The sequence below is a fragment of the Achromobacter sp. NCFB-sbj8-Ac1-l genome, assembly GCF_052695805.1.
Map to the genome: position 1 here is coordinate 2,640,736 of NZ_CP199812.1, position 16,790 is coordinate 2,657,525.

Consider the following 16,790-nt stretch of genomic DNA (forward strand, 5'->3'; position numbering starts at 1 on the left):
ATGCATTTTAATCACCAGTATGAACCGCGTCCCTGCAACCGTTTCCCCCGCCGTCGGCATCATTGCCGATGACCTGACCCGCGCCGCCGATGGCGCGGGGCCTGGCCTGCCCATGGCCATCACGATGGGCGACCCCGCCGGCATCGGGCCGGAGATCGTTGCCAAGACGCTGCTGTTGCCTCGCTACGCCGAACGCTGCCTGGTCGTGGGCGACCCCGCCGTCATGGCCCGCGCGCTGGCGCCGCTGGGCGCTGCCCACCGCCTGCACGTCGTGCAGGACGTGGCCGATGCCGACCTGCGGGCCGACCGCCTGTGCCTGGTGCCGTCGTCCGCGCTGCATCCGTTGCCTTCGCTGGGTCGGGTGAACGCGGCGTGCGGCCGGGCGGCCTACCAGGCCATCTGCGTGGCGATCGACCTGGCGCGGCAGGGCCGCGTGGCGGGCATGGTCACCGCGCCTGTCCACAAGGCCGCGCTGGCCGCGGCCGGCGTGCCGTACCCGGGCCACACCGAGATCCTGGCGGATCGCGGCGGCGCGCGGCGCGTGGCGATGATGCTGGCCAACGAGGCCATCGCCACGGTACTGGTGACCATCCATTGCTCGCTGCGCCAGGCAATCGAGCGTGCTGATTTCGAGGCGCAACTGTCGGCCCTGCGGCTGGCGCACGAAGGCGGCCGTGCCCTGGGCGTGGCCGCGCCGCGCGTGGCGGTGGCCGGCCTGAATCCCCATGCCGGCGAAGACGGGCTGTTCGGCGACGAAGAGGCGCGCATCATCCGGCCCGCCATCGACGCGGCGCGCCGCGAAGGCATCGACGCCAGTGGCCCCTGGCCCGGCGACACGGTCTTCATGCAGGCGCGGCAAGGGCGTTTCGACGTGGTGGTGGCGCAGTACCACGACCAGGGGTTGATCCCGGTGAAGTACCTGGGCCTGGAGCTGGGCGTGAACATCACGCTGGGCCTGCCTTTCGTGCGCACCAGTCCGGACCACGGCACGGCCTTCGACATCGCCGGGCAGGGCATTGCCGACCCGGCCAGCCTGCGCAGCGCCATCGACCGCGCCTTTCAACTGGCCGGGCACGCGCAAGGCTTGCCCAAGGCCGCATTCCCTATCGACAATGCCTGACCAGGACACCCCCATCATCATGCGAACCGACTTCATCTTCATGCTGACGCGCAACGACCGCACGGTCGACCATGCCGAGGCCTATCTGGACATTGCGCTGGGCTGCGGGGTGCGGCACATCGGCTTCAAGGACATCGGCCAGCCGCTGGCAACGCTGCGGCGCCTGCACCAACGCATCCGCGAGGCCGGCGCCAGCAGCTACCTGGAAGTGGTCTCGCAGGACCGCGAGAGCGAACTGGCATCGGTGCGCGCGGCGCGGGAACTGGACGTGGACTTCCTGCTGGGCGGCACGCATGTGGCGGATGCATTGCCGCTGCTGGCGGGGTCGCGTCTGCGCTATTACCCATTTCCCGGCCAGGTGCATGGACATCCCGGCATCCTGGGCGGTTCGCGCCAGGCGATCGCCCGCAGCGCGCGCCAGCTGGCGGACCTGCCCGGCGTGCATGGGCTGGATCTGCTGGCCTACCGCGCCGATGTCGATGTGCCGGCCCTGATCGCCGACGTGTGCCGCGTCGATGTGCCGGTGATCGTGGCGGGGTCGCTGGATTCGGCCGAACGCATCCAGCTGGCCTGCCGCGCGGGCGCGGCAGGCTTCACGGTCGGCACCGCGGCGCTGGACGGCAAGTTTCCCGCCGCCCGGGAAGGCTTGGCGGGGCAGTTGCAGGCGATTCTGGCGGCCGCGCAAGCCGCCTGAGCGATCGCGTGCAGACCGGGCCTGGCCGCGTGGCCGCCCGGCACGCTGACTCAAGAAATCCGCTGTTCAAGCAACGGCTGTGCCACGCGCGGCGGCGATGCGATAAGCCCCGCGGTCACCGGCGCAGCGGCACGCTTGGGCAGCACCGTCTGCGCGCCGGCAATGCGGAACACCTCGATCGCGTGACGCAGCTGCGCGCCGCGCGTGCGCAGGTTGTCGACCGCCAGGCTGGCCTGTTCGACGCGCACCGCATTGCGCTGCGCGGCATTGTCGGTTTCCGAGATCGTGCGGCTCACGTTGTCGATGCCGGTGTGCTGTTCGGTGGACGTGGCCGCGATCTCGTTGACGATCTGCGTCACCTGCTGCACCGAATCGACGATGTCCAGCATCGCCTCGCCGGCCCGTTCCACATGCCGCACGCCGTCTTCGACTTTGTGGTTCGAGGCCTCGATCAGTTCCTTGATCTCGCGCGCGGCGGTGGCGCTTTTCTGGGCCAGGCTGCGCACCTCGGCCGCGACCACCGCGAAGCCCTTGCCGGCCTCGCCCGCGCGGGCCGCTTCCACCGCGGCGTTGAGCGCCAGGATGTTGGTCTGGAACGCGATGCCGTCGATGATGCCGACGATCTCGGTGATGCGTGACGTGCTTTGCACGATGCCCTGCATGGCCGTCACCGCCTCGTTGACGACCTGGCCGCCGCGCTTGGCGACGTCAGACGCCTGGTTGGCCATCTGGTCGGCGCCGTGCGCATTGGTGGCCGTCTGCTTCACGGTGGACGCCAGCTGTTCCATGCTGGCCGCCGCTTCTTCCAGCGATGCCGCCTGGCGTTGCGTGTGGGCCGACAGGTCGGCGTTGCCATCGGCAATTTCGGCCGCTGACGTCAGCGCGCTTTCAATGCCCTGGTGCACGTCGCGCGTGATGCTGACCAGGCTCTTGCGCATCACCTCCAGCGAGAATTTCAAGGCGCCGATCTCGTCGCGGATGCTGGCCGGCGGCAAGGGCGTGCTGAGATTGCCCGCGGCGATCTGGCGCGTGAAGTCGGTGGCGGTGACCAGCAGCCCGGTGATCGACCGCGCAAAGCCCCAGCCCGACGCGAAGATCAGCACCACGCCGCCGGCGAGCATGGCGCCGGCCAGCGCGATGTCTTCGGTGCTCATGCGGTCCAGCATGCCGTACAGGGCCACGCCGGCCGCGCCCAGGAACAGGCTGGACGCCAGCATGGCCCAGGCCAGCATGCGCGAGCGCACCCCGGTCAGGCGCCACAGTTTCAGGCATGCCAGCACGCCGCGGATGCCGGTGGGCTTGACCTGGCCGCGGCTGAGTTTGAATCCGCGCGCGGTGCCGTTGCGCAGGTGCGCGTAGGCGGCGTCGGCGGCCTCGACCTGCGCCCGCGTCGGCTTGACGCGCACCGAGGCATAACAGACCGTCTCGCCGCGTTCGATGATGGGCGTGACGTTGGCCAGCACCCAATAGAAGCCGCCGTCCTTGCGGCGGTTCTTGACCACGCCGGTCCAGGACTCGCCGCGCTGGATGGTGCGCCACAGGTCTTCGAACGCTTGCTCGGGCATGTCGGGATGGCGCACGATGTTGTGGGCCGCGCCCACCAGTTCATCGCGTGAAAAGCCGCTGACTTCGACGAACGCCGGATTGGCGTAGATGATGCGTCCGCGCGAGTCGGTGCGCGAAATCAGGTACTGCTCGTCGTGCAGCGTGTATTCCTTGTCGTAGACCGGCTGGTTGTTGCGCATGCGTCTGTCGTCCTGTGATGGGCGTGGCGAGGTGCTGCCGGATGATCCGGGACGGACGGTATGGCCGGGTTGATCTACATCAAGATATTTGGAAGTTATGCCAAAGGTAAGCGTGGGCGGCGAACCCAAGCCGTGCTGTGATGGACGGCTTTGGTTCGCGCGGGGATGGGCGCGGTGATGCGCGCGGCTATGCCTTGGGCAGGTTGCCGAACGCTTCCAGCGCGCGCAGGCGGCTTTGCGCCAGGTCGACGATGGGCAGCGGATAGCCGGCCGCCGCGCGCTCCATGGGGCTGGGGTCGTGGATCGCCGAGTCGTCCAGGTGCGCCAGTTCGGGCAGCCATTCGCGCAGGAACGCGCCGCGCGGATCGAACTTGCGAGACTGCGATAGGGGATTGAAGACGCGGAAGTAGGGCACCGAATCGGCGCCGGTGGAGGCGCTCCATTGCCAGCCGCCGTTATTGGCGGCCAGGTCGCCATCCACCAGGTGCGCCATGAACCAGGCTTCGCCCAGGCGCCAGTCGATCAGCAGGTTCTTGGACAGGAACATCGCCGTGACCATGCGCAGGCGGTTGTGCATCCAGCCCAGCGCCAGCAGCTGGCGCATGGCGGCGTCCACGATGGGCAGGCCGGTGCGGCCTTGCTGCCAGGCCTGCAGGTCTTCGGGCGCGTCGCGCCACGGGACCGCGGCGGTCTCGGGCTTCATGGGCTGGTGCATGGACAGCGTGGGGCAGGCGGCGAGCAGGTGCTGGTAGAACTCGCGCCACAGCAGTTCGTTGATCCAGGTGGCGGCGCCGACGTTGCCGCTTTCCAGCTCGCCGTGGTTGGCGGCCTGTGCTGCCCGCAATGCCTGGCCCGGGGACAGCACGCCGGCCGCCAGGTAGGGCGACAGGCAACTGGTGGCGGGCAGGCTGGGAAAATCGCGTTCGTCGCGGTAGGCGTCGATGACGCCGTCGGCGAAGGCGTCCAGCCGCTCGCCGGCCGCGTGTTCTCCGGCGGGCCACAGCGCGCGGATGGCGTCGCTGGCCGGGCCGTAGCCGTCGAACGTGTCGGGCAAGGGGTCCGGGCCCCAGGCCGGCGCCGTCTGCGCCTTGGGGGCGGCAATGGCGCGCAACGGGGCGCTGCGCAGGCGCTCGCGGCAAGCGCGCGCATAGGGGGTGTAGACGCGGTAGGTGTCGCCCTTGCCGGTCAGCACCGTGCCCGGCTTGAGCAGCGTCGCGCCGTGGTGCAGCGTCCAGTCCACGCCGGCCTCGGCCAGGCGCCACGACACCGTATCGTCGCGGCGGCGTTCGTTGACGGCCCATTCGGTATTGGCGTGCACCTGCTTGATCTCATGGTCGGCGCAGAACCCCAGCAGCGCGTCGGGCACCTCGTCCCAGGTGTCCACGGTCAGCAGCTTCAGGGGAATGCCCAGCCGGGCCAGGTCCTGCGACAGTTCGCGCAGGTTGCGCAGCCAGAAATCGACCTTGGCCGGCGCGTCGCCGTGCCGGCGCCATTGGCCGGGGGCCGCAATGAACAAGGCGGTGGCCGTGCCGTTGGCCGCGGCGGCGGCCAGGGCGGGGTTGTCGTGCAGGCGCAGGTCGGTGCGCAGCCAGATCAGCGTATTCATGATGGGGCGGTCGGACGGAAAAACGCGCACGCCGGGCGGCGCGCCGCAAGGCAGGCATTCTATCTTGGGTCGAGGGCGCGGGCCGGGGACGATGCCACGCCGTGTAAAAACTACGAGTAGATGTGACCAAGGTGGGCTGCCCCGGGCGCGTCGACGGGCCACCGGTCCCGGGCCGCCGCCCCGGGAAAACGCCGCGCGCGGCCGTCAAACCATGAAACACGCTGGCGCTTTCCCTGTATTGACGCGGCTGGCGGGGCCGCCATGTAATCCACTTAACGCCAAAAGAAGATGAACGATATGGGACACCTGATGGATTTCCGCCCGTCCTTTCTCAAGGGACGCACACCCGCCAGCAAGACAACTCGCGAGGTCCTGCAACGCCTCTGGGGCGCATTCGACCTGCCCGACGAGTCGCTGCAACACGTGGTGCTGACCGGCGCGGAACCGGTGGTGCCATCGTCTTTCGCGGTGGGCACCGCGGCGCAGGCCAGCATCGCCGCGGCGGCGTTGGCCGCTGCCGAAATCTGGCAATTGCGGGGCGGCGCCCGCCAGCAGGTCTCGGTGGACATGCTGCACGCGGCGCAGGAATGCCGCAGCCATTTCACGGTGAATGGCACTGCGCCGGATCCGCATGATCCCATCACCGGCGTCTACCGCTGCGGCGATGGCGGCTGGGTCCGCATCCACGCCAACTTCCCGCACCATCGCGACGGTGCGCTGGCGCTGTTGGGCTGTCCCACCGGCGAGGGCGCCACGCGGGCCGCCGTCGAACAGGCGCTGGGCCGCTGGCGCGCACAGGATTTCGAGCAGGTCGCCGCCGATGCCGGCTTGGTGGTCACCGCCATGCGCAGCTTCGACGAATGGGACCGCCATCCGCAGGGCCAGGCCATCGCGGCGCAGCCTCTCTTGACCATCGAACGCATTGGCGACGCCGACCCCCGGCCGCTGCCCAAATACGGCCAGGAGGCGCGTCCGCTACAGGACCTCCGCGTGCTGGACCTGACCCGCATCATCGCCGGGCCGGTGTGCGGGCGGGCGTTGGCCGCCTACGGCGCCGACGTGATGCTGGTGAATTCCCCGAATCTGCCCAATATCGGCAATCTCATCGACACCAGCCGCGGCAAGCTGTCGGTGCTGGCCGACCTGGACACGGCCGACGGCCGCATCGCGTTGGGCAACCTGCTGCGCAGCGCCCACATCTTCGTGCAGGGCTATCGTCCCGGCGGCATGGCCGCGCTGGGCTTCGGTCCGCAGGACGTCGCTCGCATCCGTCCGGGCATCGTCTACGTGTCGCTGTCGGCATATGGCCCGGTGGGCCCATGGGCCAACCGCCGCGGCTTCGATTCACTGGTGCAGACGGCCGCCGGCTTCAACCATGCCGAAGCGCAGGCCGCCGGCCAGGATGCACCCAAGCCGCTGCCCATGCAGATACTGGACCACGCGTCGGGCTATCTGATGGCGTTTGGCGCGCAGGTGGCGCTGGCGCGCCAGGCGACCGAAGGCGGCAGCTGGCACGTCAAAGTCTCGCTGGCCCAGACGGCGCACTGGCTGCGCACGCTGGGTCGCGTCGACGGCGGCCTGGACTGTGCCATGCCCGGGTTCAACGGCTTGCTGGAAACCACGCCGTCGGGCTTTGGCGAATTGGTGGCGGTGCGCCACGCGGCGCAGTTTTCCGACACGCCTGCGCGCTGGATCCGGCCTTCCTGCCCGCCCGGCACGCACCCGACGGTGTGGCCGTTCAATTGACCCGGCGGAGGTAGAAAGGGGGGCGTCAGCCCCCCTTTGTCATTGGCCCAACCGGTGCCACTGGCTTGCTTACTGCTTGGCCGCCTTCCATTCCCGCAAGGCCCGCATCGTGTTCGCCACGTGCGACTCGGGATTCATATTGGTGTATTCGTACAGGATCTTGCCCTCGGGCGAGATCACGTAGGACGTGCGCTGCGCGCGCTCGGGGCGGGCGTCCAGCACGGCGTCGTAGGCCTTCATGATCTTGCCGTCGCCATCGGCCGCCACCGCGAACTTGCTGCGGCATTCGCTGACCGAAAACTTGTTCAGGGTGTCGATGTCGTCGGCCGACACGCCGATGACGGTGGCGCCCAACGACTTGTATTCGTCGGTGGCTTCGGCGAAATCGTGCGCCTCGATGGTGCAGCCCTTGCTGAACGCGGCGGGATAGAAATACAGCACCACGGGCCCTTGTTTCAGGGCCTCGGCGAGCTTGAAGGTAAATACATTGCCGCCGAGCGAGGCCTGGGTGCTGAAGTCGGGCGCGGGCGCGCCGACGTTGAGGGCCGCGTGGGCGGCGGTGCCGGCCAACAGGCCGCAGGCAAGGAACAGGGGGGCAAGGCGCTTCATGGGAGTCTCCGGGTAGCGTTGCGCGGCGGGGCTGCGTCAGCCTTGCACTGTAGCCCCGCGCGCGGGGGGAATCCAGTCCGGATTCAGTCAGCGCAAATTCAGTCGCGGCCTCGATCATGCGGCGCGGCACGCTCGCCGCCACGCGGCGGCTCGTGCCCGCCTTGCGGCCGGTTGCCGCCGCCATGCTGCGGGTTGCCTTCGGGACGGGCCTGCGGCGGGCTTTGCGGCCGATGCTGGGGCGCGCCATGGCGTTCACGCGCGGCTGCCTGCGCCAGGTTGTCGGGCGCGGGCGTGGGCCGCTGTGCGGGCTGCGGGCGCGCTTGCGGCTGGGGGGCATGTTGCGCGGCCGGTTGCTGCCCTTGCGGCCCGGGACGCGCCTGGCCTGCCGGCATGCCGCCCGGGTTGCCACGGTTCATGTCGGGCCGATCGCCACCGTTGCCGCGATTCATCCCCGGCCGATCACCTGGCCCGCCGCGGTTCATGTCGGGGCGGCCGCCAGGCCCACCCGCGTTCGGCACGTTGGCGGGACCGGCGCCCGGGCCATTGCCCGGCGCACCGCCTGGCCGCGGCCCTTGGCCCGGCCCGCCGCGCTCCGGCGCATGTTCGACGAAGGCCTGGGCCGGACGGCCCTGGTTATGGTCGAAGAACTGCGCCCGATTGCCGGCGGCCTGGCGGGCAAAGCCGCGCTGCACGTCCGTGGGCGGACGATGCTGTTCATTGCGCGCGGCGATCTCGCGTGGATCCGCTTGCCGTCGGATGCCGGCCGGGCCGCCGTTGTAGCTGATGCGGCGGTTGTCGATGTTGTTGACCACCACCGTGTGGTTGTAGACGTTGGTGACGCGGGTGACGTTCACGTTGGTCACGGCGCGGTTGTAGAAGAAGCGGTCGTGGTTCCAATAGCCGCCCACGTAGCCGATGCCGATGTAGCCGAAGCCGTAGTTCACGCCGCCATAGAAGCCGATGTGCGGCCCCCAGTACCCGGCATGCCACAGGTAGACGCCGTCGACGAAGCCCCAATAACCGGGCGTCCAGAGCGCGCCGGTGTAGGGGGCCAGCACCCAGGCCCCGGGCACCCAGAAGTAGCCCAGGCGGTTCAGGCTCCAGTAGCCGGGCACCCACATGTAGCCGTCGCCGGGGGCGGGCGGCTGTTCGTAGACGGGCAGGGGCGGGGGCGGCTGTGGGCTGCGGTCGACAGGCGCCAGGTTGGCGTTGGCGGGATCGCCGTTGTCGTAGGCGGGGGCGGCCGGCGCGGGGGGCGGTGCATAGGTCTGCGCCATTGCGCCGGCGCTGGCCGCCAGCAGGACGGCGGCGGCCAGCGGGCGAAGCGGAAGAATCCTGGCGTGGGCGTTCATGGCGTTTCCTTTACGCGGCGGGCGCGTGGATCAGTAGCCGTGATAGTAGTAGTGCGGGGCGGGATAGTAGTAATAAGCGGGCGCCGGGCGGTAATAAGCCGGACGCGCCGGCACCACGACGCAACCCGACAGCGCACTGGCCATGGCCAGCATCAACAACACGGTCTTCTTCATTTGGAATCTCCTGCCGAGCGCCGGGCGTGCACCACGCGTTCAATGGGCTCGTAGGAATTAGGCCACGCTTGGGCAGGCGAGTTCGGGTCTGTAATGGATCCGAAACAGCTTTCAGGTGACCGATGTTTGCGCCAGCGTGACCGTTGATGTCGTTCGTAGCATTTGTGCCATTCGCCCATGAAAAAAGGCCGCTGGTGTGACAGCGGCCTTTCAGGTTGGCGAAGGAGGTGACGCGGGGTCAGTTCCAGCGGCCGCCGTTGCCGGCCAGGCTGAAGCGGCCGGCGCCCATGAAGGCGATGGCCAGGGCCGTGAACAGGAACATGCCTTGCAGTTCCAGCGCCCAGCCGCCGTTGTTGGTCAGGCTGGACAGTTGACCGGTGTGCGCCAGCAGGATGGCCACGACCATGTTGATGGCGATGATCAGGCCGCCCAGGCGGGTGTAGATGCCGACGATGAGCAGCACCGGGGCGAGGATTTCGCCGATGTAGACGCCGTAGGCCAAAAAGCCGGGCAGGCCGTGCGAAGACAGCATGCCCGCAATGCCGCCGACGCCGCCGCCGGTGATCTTGAACAAGCCATGGAGCAGAATCAGAATGCCGAGGGTCAGGCGCAGGATCAGCTTGCCGGTGTCGTCGGATTTGATCATGGTGAGTTTCTCTTGTGATGGTTAAGGGGGGCAATGCGCGGATTGGAGCGCACGGCGAGCCTTTGGTTCCGCGCCCGGCGCCGCTTGGAGCGCCGGGCGGGGCCATTATGGCAAATCCCGAGCAAAACCATCAAGCTTTTGACCCTGATATCGGGGACTGGCCGACTTGTCGTCGGGGCGCTCAGAATTCCTCGAGGTAGCGCATGCGGAAGCGCCGGCCCTTGATGTTGCTGTTGGAGATGCGCGAAAACACCTGCTTGGCGATCTTGCGGTCCAGCGCGACGTAGGAATTGAATTCGGTGATGTTGATCTTGCCGACCTGTTCGAACGTCAGGCCGCCATCGCCGGTCAGGGCGCCCAGCAGGTCGCCGGGACGCAGCTTGTCTTTCTTGCCGCCCTGGATGCACAGCGTGATCATGGGCGCGCGCAGCGGGCGGTCGGCCTTGGCGCGCAGCGACTTGATGTCGCCCCAGGTCAGGGGCGAGCCCTGGTATTGCTCGATCAGGTTGGCCCAGCGCATTTCGTCGGGCGAGCACAGGCTCAGCGCCAGGCCCTTCTGTTCGCCACGGCCGCTGCGGCCGATGCGGTGCACGTGGACTTCGGTGTCCTTGGTGACGTCGACGTTGATGACGGCCCCCAGGTTCTGGATGTCCAGCCCGCGCGCGGCCACGTCGGTCGCCACCAGCACGGCGCAGCTCTGGTTGGCGAACTGGATCAGGATTTCATCGCGTTCGCGCTGTTCCAGGTCGCCGTTCAGGGCCAGGGCGCTGATGCCTTCGGCCTGCAGGCGTTCGACCAGGTCGTGGCTGCGCACCTTGGTATTGCAGAAGGCCAGGGTGGACACCGGACGGAAATGCGCCAGCAGCGTGGCCACGGCGTCCAGGCGGTCGGCCGGGTCGATTTCGTAGAAGATCTGTTCGATGCGGCTGGAATCGTGCTGGGCCTCGACCTTGACCTCGGCCGGGTTGCGCAGAAAGCGCGCGCTGAGCTTCTTGATGTTGTCGGGGTAGGTGGCCGAAAACAGCAGCGTCTGGCGCTTGGTGGGGCAATGCGAGGCGATGGCGACGATATCGTCGTAGAAGCCCATGTCGACCATGCGGTCGGCTTCGTCCAGCACCAGCGTGGTCAGGCCCGACAGGTCCAGGCTGCCGCGTTCGAGGTGGTCCTGGATGCGGCCGGGCGTACCGACCACCAGGTGGGCGCCGCGCGCCAGCGATTCGGCCTGCGGGCGCGCCGCGGCGCCGCCGCACAGGGTCAGGATCTTGACGTTGGCGATCTGGCGGGCCAGCCGGCGCAGTTCCTGGGCGACCTGGTCGGCCAGTTCACGGGTGGGGCACACCAGCAGCGCCTGGGGCGTCAGGCGGGTGGTATCCAGCTTCTGCAGCACGCCCAGGCCGAACGCCGCGGTCTTGCCGCTGCCGGTCTTGGCCTGCGCAATGATGTCGCGGCCTTCCAGGATGAGCGGCAGGCTTTGCGCCTGGATCGGCGTCATGTTCTCGAACCCCAGGCTTTGCAGGTTCTCGAGCAGGGCGGGGAGCAGGGGCAGGGAGGTAAAAGGCGTGTGGGTCACAGTAGGGTCGCAGAAACTGCGAAAAAAGCGGATTCGGCCGACAGTGTAAGCCCTGGGGGCCTGGAAAGCGCCCGCCAGGCCCGTCCGGCGGCCATGCCTGGCGCCTAGTCCGTCGCCGGGTCTGTCTCAGGGGCCATTGCCGGCTCCATCGCCGGCTCCGTTTCCTGCGCAGGGGCTTCATAGGTGCCCGCCAGGGCCCGGGCGGCCTCCTGCATGCGCGGCAGCCAGGCGCGGGCGCCGTCGATCGACAGTCGGGCCACCGGCGCGTGCAGCGCCACCGCCGCGATGGCGCGCCGGCCCTGCATGATGGGCACCGCCATGCAGACGATGCCCAACAGGAATTCCTCGCGGTCGAAACTGGCGCCTTCCTTGCGGATCGCCTGCAGTTCGTGTTCCAGCGCGGCGGCCTCGCACAGCGTGTTGGGCGTGTAGCGCGGCAGCGGCGCCGCGGCCAGGAGGCGCGCGCGGGCCTCGCGCCGCATGTGCGCCAGGAACAGCTTGCCGCTGGCGCTGCAATGCAGCGGCACGCGCGAGCCGGGTTGCAGGTTGACCCGCAGCGGCCAGGCGGTTTCGACGCGGTCCAGGTAGATCACCTCGTCGCCGTCCAGCATGGTGCAGTTGCAGGTTTCGCCGATTTCGTCGACCAGGCTGTCCAGGATGCGGTGGCGTTCGGCCCGCAGCGGGGAATTGAGCAGGGTGTCGCGCGCCAGCGCCGACAGCCGCGGACCGCTGATATAGCTTTTGCCGGCCGGTTCGCGCAGCAGCATGCCGGCATCGACCAGCCGCGACAGGATGCGCAGCACCGACGGCTTGGGCAGGCCGGTGGCCTCGGTCAGCGCCGCCAGCGACACGGGGGTATCCGAGCGGGCCACCTGTTCCAGCAGGGTCAGCGCGCGCAGCGCCGCGGAGGATTCGTCTTTCATCTTTCAATATTTGAAGATTTGGCGAAAGGGCGCCCGTTGTGTGCGGATTCTGCAGAAAACGGAACGCAGCGGGGTGGGAAAACGCATGCTTGTGCTGCAGTATCGGTTCACACCGGCCAATATGCAATCCAAGCCGCGCCGGCCCGCCAGGAGAGAGACCATGAGCAGCAAGCAACACATGACCCCCAGCGAGGCGTTCGTCGAAACGCTGGTGGCGCAGGGCGTCAAGGACGTTTTCGGCATCGTCGGCTCGGCCTTCATGGACGCGCTGGACCTGTTTCCCGCGGCCGGCATCCGCTTCGTGCCCACGGTGCACGAGCAGGGCGCCGCGCACATGGCCGACGGCTATTCCCGCGTGACCGGCCGCCACGGCGTCTGCATTGCGCAGAACGGGCCGGGCATTACCAATTTCGTCACCGGCGTGGCCGCGGCCTATTGGGCCCACAGCCCGGTGGTGGCGATCACGCCCGAGACCGGCACCGCCGGCATGGGCCTGGGCGGCTTCCAGGAAACCGAACAGCTGCCGATCTTTTCGCGCATCACCAAGTACCAGGCGCACGTGAACCGCCCGGACCGCATGGCCGAATTCACCGCCAAGGCCTTCGACAACGCGCTGGCCGAACGCGGCCCCACGCAGCTGAACATTCCGCGCGACTACTTCTACGGCGAGATCGACGTGGCCATTCCCGAGCCGCGCCGCATCCGCCGCGGCCCCGGCTCGGAAGAAGACCTGGAAGCCGCGGCGCGCCTGTTGGCGGGCGCCAGGTTCCCGGTCATCGTGGCGGGCGGGGGCGTGCTGTTCTCGGACGGCCAGGCCGAATGCGTGGCGCTGGCCGAACTGCTGGGCGCGCCGGTGGTCACCAGCTACCTGCACAACGACGCCTTCCCGGCCAGCCATCCGCTGTGGTGCGGTCCGCTGGGCTACCAGGGGTCCAAGGCCGGCATGAAGCTCCTGTCGCAGGCCGACGTGGTGCTGGCGCTGGGCACGCGCCTGGGGCCCTTCGGCACCTTGCCGCAACACGGGCTGGATTACTGGCCGCAGGGCGCGCGCATCATCCAGGTCGATGCCGACCACCGCATGCTGGGCCTGGTGCGGCCGGTATCGGTCGGCATCTGCGGCGACGCCAAGCCGGCCGCCGCCGCACTGACGGCCAGGCTGCAGGCGCGCGAGGTGGCCTGCACCCAGACCCGCGAGGCGCGTCGCGACCAGATCGCTTCGCAAAAGAACGCCTGGGAAAAGGAACTGGACGAGTGGTCGCACGAACGCGACGACTGGAGCCTGGACATCATCGAGCATGGCGGTGGCCGCATGCATCCGCGCCGCATGCTGCGCGAGCTGGAACGCGCCATGCCCAAGCACGCCATGGTGTCCACCGACATCGGCAACATCTGCTCGGTGTCCAACAGCTACCTGCGCTTTGACGAGCCCAATTCCATGCTGGCCGCCATGAGTTTCGGCAATTGCGGCTACGCCTTGCCGGCGCTGATCGGCGCCAAGCTGGGGCGGCCCGACCGTCCGGCGGTGGCGTACGTGGGCGACGGCGCCTGGTGCATGAGCTTCCAGGAACTGCTGACCTGCGTGCGCGAGCGCATTCCGGTCACCGCGGTGGTGTTCCACAACGGCCAGTGGGGCGCCGAAAAGAAGAACCAGGTGGACTTCTACGGCCGCCGCTTCGTCGGCAGCAACCTCTTGAACCCCAACTTCGCCGAGCTGGCCCGCGCCATGGGCGCCGAGGGCATCCGCGTCGAACACTCGGACCAGGTGGGGGCGGCCTTGCAGGCAGCCTGCAAGGCGCAGTCCGAAGGCAAGACCACGGTGCTGGAAATGATGGTCAGCCAGGAACTGGGCGACCCGTTCCGCCGCGACGCGCTCAAGCAGCCGCTGCGCTTGCTGGACAAGTACAAGCGCTACGTCAACCAGCCATTCCAGCCGGGCGAGGTGCCGCTGTCGATCGATCCGGTGCGCGGTTAGACCATGGCCGCCGACCGCTTGTTCGAGCCGCTGCGGGCCGCGGCGCTGTCGGCCGGGCGGGTGCGCACGGCGGTGGCCTATCCGCTGTGCGCGGCCAGCCTGGGCGCGGCGGTGCAGGCGCAGGAAGCCGGCTATATCGAGCCGTTGCTGGTCGGGCCGGCGGCCCGGCTGGCCGCGCTGATGGCCGACATGGGGCTGCGCGCCGGCTCGCTGGAAATCATCGATACGCCCGATGACGAACGCCAGGCCGCCGCGGTGGCGGCGGCGCTGGCGCGCGACGGCAAGGCGGGCATGTTGATGAAGGGCAGCCTGCACACCGACCACTTCATGGCGGCGGTGGTGGCGCGCGAGGCCGGCCTGCGCACGGGCCGGCGCATCAGCCATGCCTTTGTCATGTCGGTGGCGGCGTACGCCAAGCTTTTTATCCTGACGGACGCCGCCGTCAACATCGCGCCCACGCTGGCGGAAAAGGCTGACATCGCCCGGAACGCCATCGACCTGGCGCGCGCCCTGGGGGTGGCGCGGCCCAAGGTGGCGGTGTTGTGCGCCACCGAATCCGTCAACCCCGCCATGCCCGCCACGCTGGATGCGGCAGCGCTGTCCAAGATGGCCGACCGCCAGCAGATTCGCGGCGGCGAGATCGACGGCCCCTTGGCGTTCGACAACGCCATATCGCGGCTGGCGGCAGAGCAGAAGGGCATCGTGTCGCGCGTGGCGGGCGATGCCGACATCCTGCTGGTGCCCGACATCGAGGCCGGCAACATGCTCTACAAGGAACTGACCTGGCTGGCCGGCGCCGGCACGGCCGGGCTGGTGCTGGGCACGCGCGTGCCGGTGCTGTTGACCAGCCGCTCGGATTCGGTCGAGGCCCGCGTCAACAGCTGCGCGGTGGCCGTGCTGTATGCCCGCGCGCTGGCGGCGTGAGGGCGGCGCGGGCCTGCCCCTGGCACCAGCGAGTCCACCGGTTTGGTACTAAGGGCAGGCCCTGGGGTTGACTAGGCTAATGCCAAGGCCGCTTCTCAACGGCCAGCTCAAAACCAGGGGGTGAAAGATGCGCAGCGCACGATGGGGTTTGGCCACGATCATGACGGCACTGGCGCTGCTGTCCGGCGCGCAGGCCGCCGATGCGCCCAAGCCGGGCGGCACGTTGGTCATCGGCTCGACGCAGGTGCCGCGGCACCTGAACGGGGCGGTGCAATCGGGCATCGCCACCGCGCTGCCCAGCGCCCAGCTGTTCGCCAGCCCCTTGCGCTACGACGCCGACTGGAAGCCGCAGCCCTACCTGGCGCAGTCGTGGGAACTGGCGCCCGACGCCAAGTCGCTGACGCTGCACCTGCGCCACGACGCGCTGTTCCATGACGGCCAGCCGGTGACGTCCGCGGACGTGGCGTTTTCGGTCATGGCGGTCAAGCAGAACCATCCGTTCCAGAGCATGTTCGCGCCCGTCGAAAGCGTGGACACGCCCGACCCCTACACGGCCGTGCTGCGCATGAGCCAGCCGCACCCGGCGATTCTGCTGGCGCTGTCGCCGGCCCTGATGCCGGTGCTGCCCAAGCACATCTATGGCGATGGGCAGGACCTGAAGAACCATCCGCGCAATTCCGCCGACGTGGTCGGGTCGGGCCCGTTCAAGCTGAAGGAATTCAAGCCCGGGCAGGAGATCGTGCTGGAGCGCTTCGACAAGTTCTTCCTGCCCGGCAAGCCCTACCTGGATCGCGTGGTGGTCAAGATCAACCCCGACGCCACCAACCTGCTGATCGGGCTGGAGCGCGGCGAGGTCGGCGCGTTGCCGTTCATGTCCGAACCCACCATTTTGCGGCGCGCCAAGGACAACCCCGGCATCACGATGAGCAGCCGCGGCTACGAAGGCATCGGCGCGCTCAGCTGGCTGGCGTTCAACACGGCGCGCAAGCCGCTGGACGACGTGCGGGTGCGGCAGGCCATTGCCTACGCCATCGACAAGAACTTCATCACCAAGGCGCTGAACGCCGGCTTCGCCAAGCCGGCGGACGGCCCGATCGTGGCCTCCAGCCCGTTCGCCACACAGGACCTGAAGAAATACCCGCTGGACCTTAAAAAGGCCGAGCAGCTGCTGGACGAGGCCGGCTTCAAGAAAGACGGCAAGGGCGAACGCCTGTCGCTGACGGTGGACTACATGCCGGGCAGCGACGTGCAGGGCAAGAACGTGGCCGAATACCTGCGCAGCCAGTTGAAGAAGGTGGGCGTGACCGTACAGGTGCGCGCGTCGCCGGATTTTCCGACCTGGGCCAAGCGCATCGCCAGCCATGACTTCGACATGACCACGGACATCGTCTTCAACTGGGGCGACCCGGTGATCGGCGTGCACCGTACCTACCTGTCCAGCAATATCCGCGACATCATCTGGACCAACACGCAGTCATACAAGAATGCCAAGGTCGACGCCGTGCTGGCACAGGCCGGCACCGAAACCGACGAGGCCAGGCGCCGCGCGCTGTACGCCGAATTCCAGCAACAGGTCACCGCAGACCTGCCGATCGACTTCCTCACCGTCATTCCGTATCACACGCTGTCGTCCAGCAAGGTGCATGGCCTGCCCGAAGGTATCTGGGGCGTGCTGTCGCCGCTGGACGACACCTATCTGCAATAGCGGG

At 68.5% G+C, this 16,790-nt stretch carries 14 protein-coding genes; 6 read left to right on the forward strand and 8 right to left on the reverse strand.

The window, feature by feature from the left end; all coding sequences use genetic code 11:
- The first annotated feature begins 112 nt into the window (after positions 1 to 112).
- Both pdxA and ACUDP5_RS12190 read left to right on the forward strand, forming a co-directional pair.
- Positions 113 to 1,120: a 4-hydroxythreonine-4-phosphate dehydrogenase PdxA gene (gene pdxA / locus ACUDP5_RS12185; protein ID WP_445659159.1), complete on the forward strand. Its 1,008-nt coding sequence runs from the start codon at positions 113 to 115 to the stop codon at positions 1,118 to 1,120.
- Positions 1,121 to 1,139: 19 nt separating this feature from the next.
- Positions 1,140 to 1,814 (forward strand): 4-hydroxythreonine-4-phosphate dehydrogenase, encoded by a 675-nt coding sequence (locus tag ACUDP5_RS12190; protein WP_263912561.1) that lies wholly within the window; start codon positions 1,140 to 1,142, stop codon positions 1,812 to 1,814.
- A gap of 50 nt (positions 1,815 to 1,864) precedes the next feature.
- Here the strand turns inward: ACUDP5_RS12190 and ACUDP5_RS12195 are convergent, their stop codons facing one another.
- Positions 1,865 to 3,559, reverse strand: coding sequence for a methyl-accepting chemotaxis protein (locus ACUDP5_RS12195; RefSeq protein WP_445658852.1), 1,695 nt, complete (start codon positions 3,557 to 3,559; stop codon positions 1,865 to 1,867).
- Positions 3,560 to 3,746: 187 nt separating this feature from the next.
- Positions 3,747 to 5,165 carry a deoxyribodipyrimidine photo-lyase gene (gene phrB, locus ACUDP5_RS12200; RefSeq protein ID WP_445658853.1) on the reverse strand — a complete coding sequence of 473 codons (1,419 nt, stop codon included), beginning with the start codon at positions 5,163 to 5,165 and terminating at the stop codon, positions 3,747 to 3,749.
- 297 nt (positions 5,166 to 5,462) lie between these two features.
- Here phrB and ACUDP5_RS12205 point away from each other — a divergent pair, with 297 nt between their 5' ends.
- Positions 5,463 to 6,911 carry a CoA transferase gene (locus tag ACUDP5_RS12205; RefSeq protein ID WP_263912708.1) on the forward strand — a complete coding sequence of 483 codons (1,449 nt, stop codon included), beginning with the start codon at positions 5,463 to 5,465 and terminating at the stop codon, positions 6,909 to 6,911.
- Between the two features lie 69 nt (positions 6,912 to 6,980).
- Here the strand turns inward: ACUDP5_RS12205 and ACUDP5_RS12210 are convergent, their stop codons facing one another.
- From ACUDP5_RS12210 to ACUDP5_RS12235, 6 genes are all read right to left on the reverse strand, one after another.
- Entirely contained in the window at positions 6,981 to 7,520 is a 540-nt protein-coding gene (locus tag ACUDP5_RS12210) for a peroxiredoxin (protein ID WP_263912564.1), read from the reverse strand.
- A 98-nt stretch (positions 7,521 to 7,618) separates the two neighbouring features.
- Positions 7,619 to 8,872: an adenylate cyclase gene (locus ACUDP5_RS12215; protein ID WP_445658854.1), complete on the reverse strand. Its 1,254-nt coding sequence runs from the start codon at positions 8,870 to 8,872 to the stop codon at positions 7,619 to 7,621.
- A 30-nt stretch (positions 8,873 to 8,902) separates the two neighbouring features.
- On the reverse strand, positions 8,903 to 9,046 hold the full coding sequence (locus ACUDP5_RS12220; RefSeq protein ID WP_175194236.1) for a hypothetical protein: 144 nt from the start codon (positions 9,044 to 9,046) through the stop codon (positions 8,903 to 8,905).
- Positions 9,047 to 9,284: 238 nt separating this feature from the next.
- Positions 9,285 to 9,692, reverse strand: coding sequence for a DoxX family protein (locus ACUDP5_RS12225; protein WP_263912566.1), 408 nt, complete (start codon positions 9,690 to 9,692; stop codon positions 9,285 to 9,287).
- 181 nt (positions 9,693 to 9,873) lie between these two features.
- Positions 9,874 to 11,262, reverse strand: coding sequence for an ATP-dependent RNA helicase DbpA (gene dbpA / locus ACUDP5_RS12230; RefSeq protein ID WP_445658855.1), 1,389 nt, complete (start codon positions 11,260 to 11,262; stop codon positions 9,874 to 9,876).
- Positions 11,263 to 11,366: 104 nt separating this feature from the next.
- On the reverse strand, positions 11,367 to 12,185 hold the full coding sequence (locus tag ACUDP5_RS12235) for an IclR family transcriptional regulator (protein ID WP_445658856.1): 819 nt from the start codon (positions 12,183 to 12,185) through the stop codon (positions 11,367 to 11,369).
- Positions 12,186 to 12,345: 160 nt separating this feature from the next.
- Here ACUDP5_RS12235 and xsc point away from each other — a divergent pair, with 160 nt between their 5' ends.
- The 3 genes from xsc (at position 12,346) to ACUDP5_RS12250 (ending at position 16,786) form a co-directional block, all read left to right on the forward strand.
- Positions 12,346 to 14,157: a sulfoacetaldehyde acetyltransferase gene (xsc, locus tag ACUDP5_RS12240; protein WP_445658857.1), complete on the forward strand. Its 1,812-nt coding sequence runs from the start codon at positions 12,346 to 12,348 to the stop codon at positions 14,155 to 14,157.
- Positions 14,158 to 14,160: 3 nt separating this feature from the next.
- Positions 14,161 to 15,081, forward strand: coding sequence for a bifunctional enoyl-CoA hydratase/phosphate acetyltransferase (locus ACUDP5_RS12245; RefSeq protein ID WP_445658858.1), 921 nt, complete (start codon positions 14,161 to 14,163; stop codon positions 15,079 to 15,081).
- Between the two features lie 127 nt (positions 15,082 to 15,208).
- Positions 15,209 to 16,786 (forward strand): ABC transporter substrate-binding protein, encoded by a 1,578-nt coding sequence (locus ACUDP5_RS12250; protein ID WP_445658859.1) that lies wholly within the window; start codon positions 15,209 to 15,211, stop codon positions 16,784 to 16,786.
- The last annotated feature ends 4 nt before the right edge of the window (positions 16,787 to 16,790 follow it).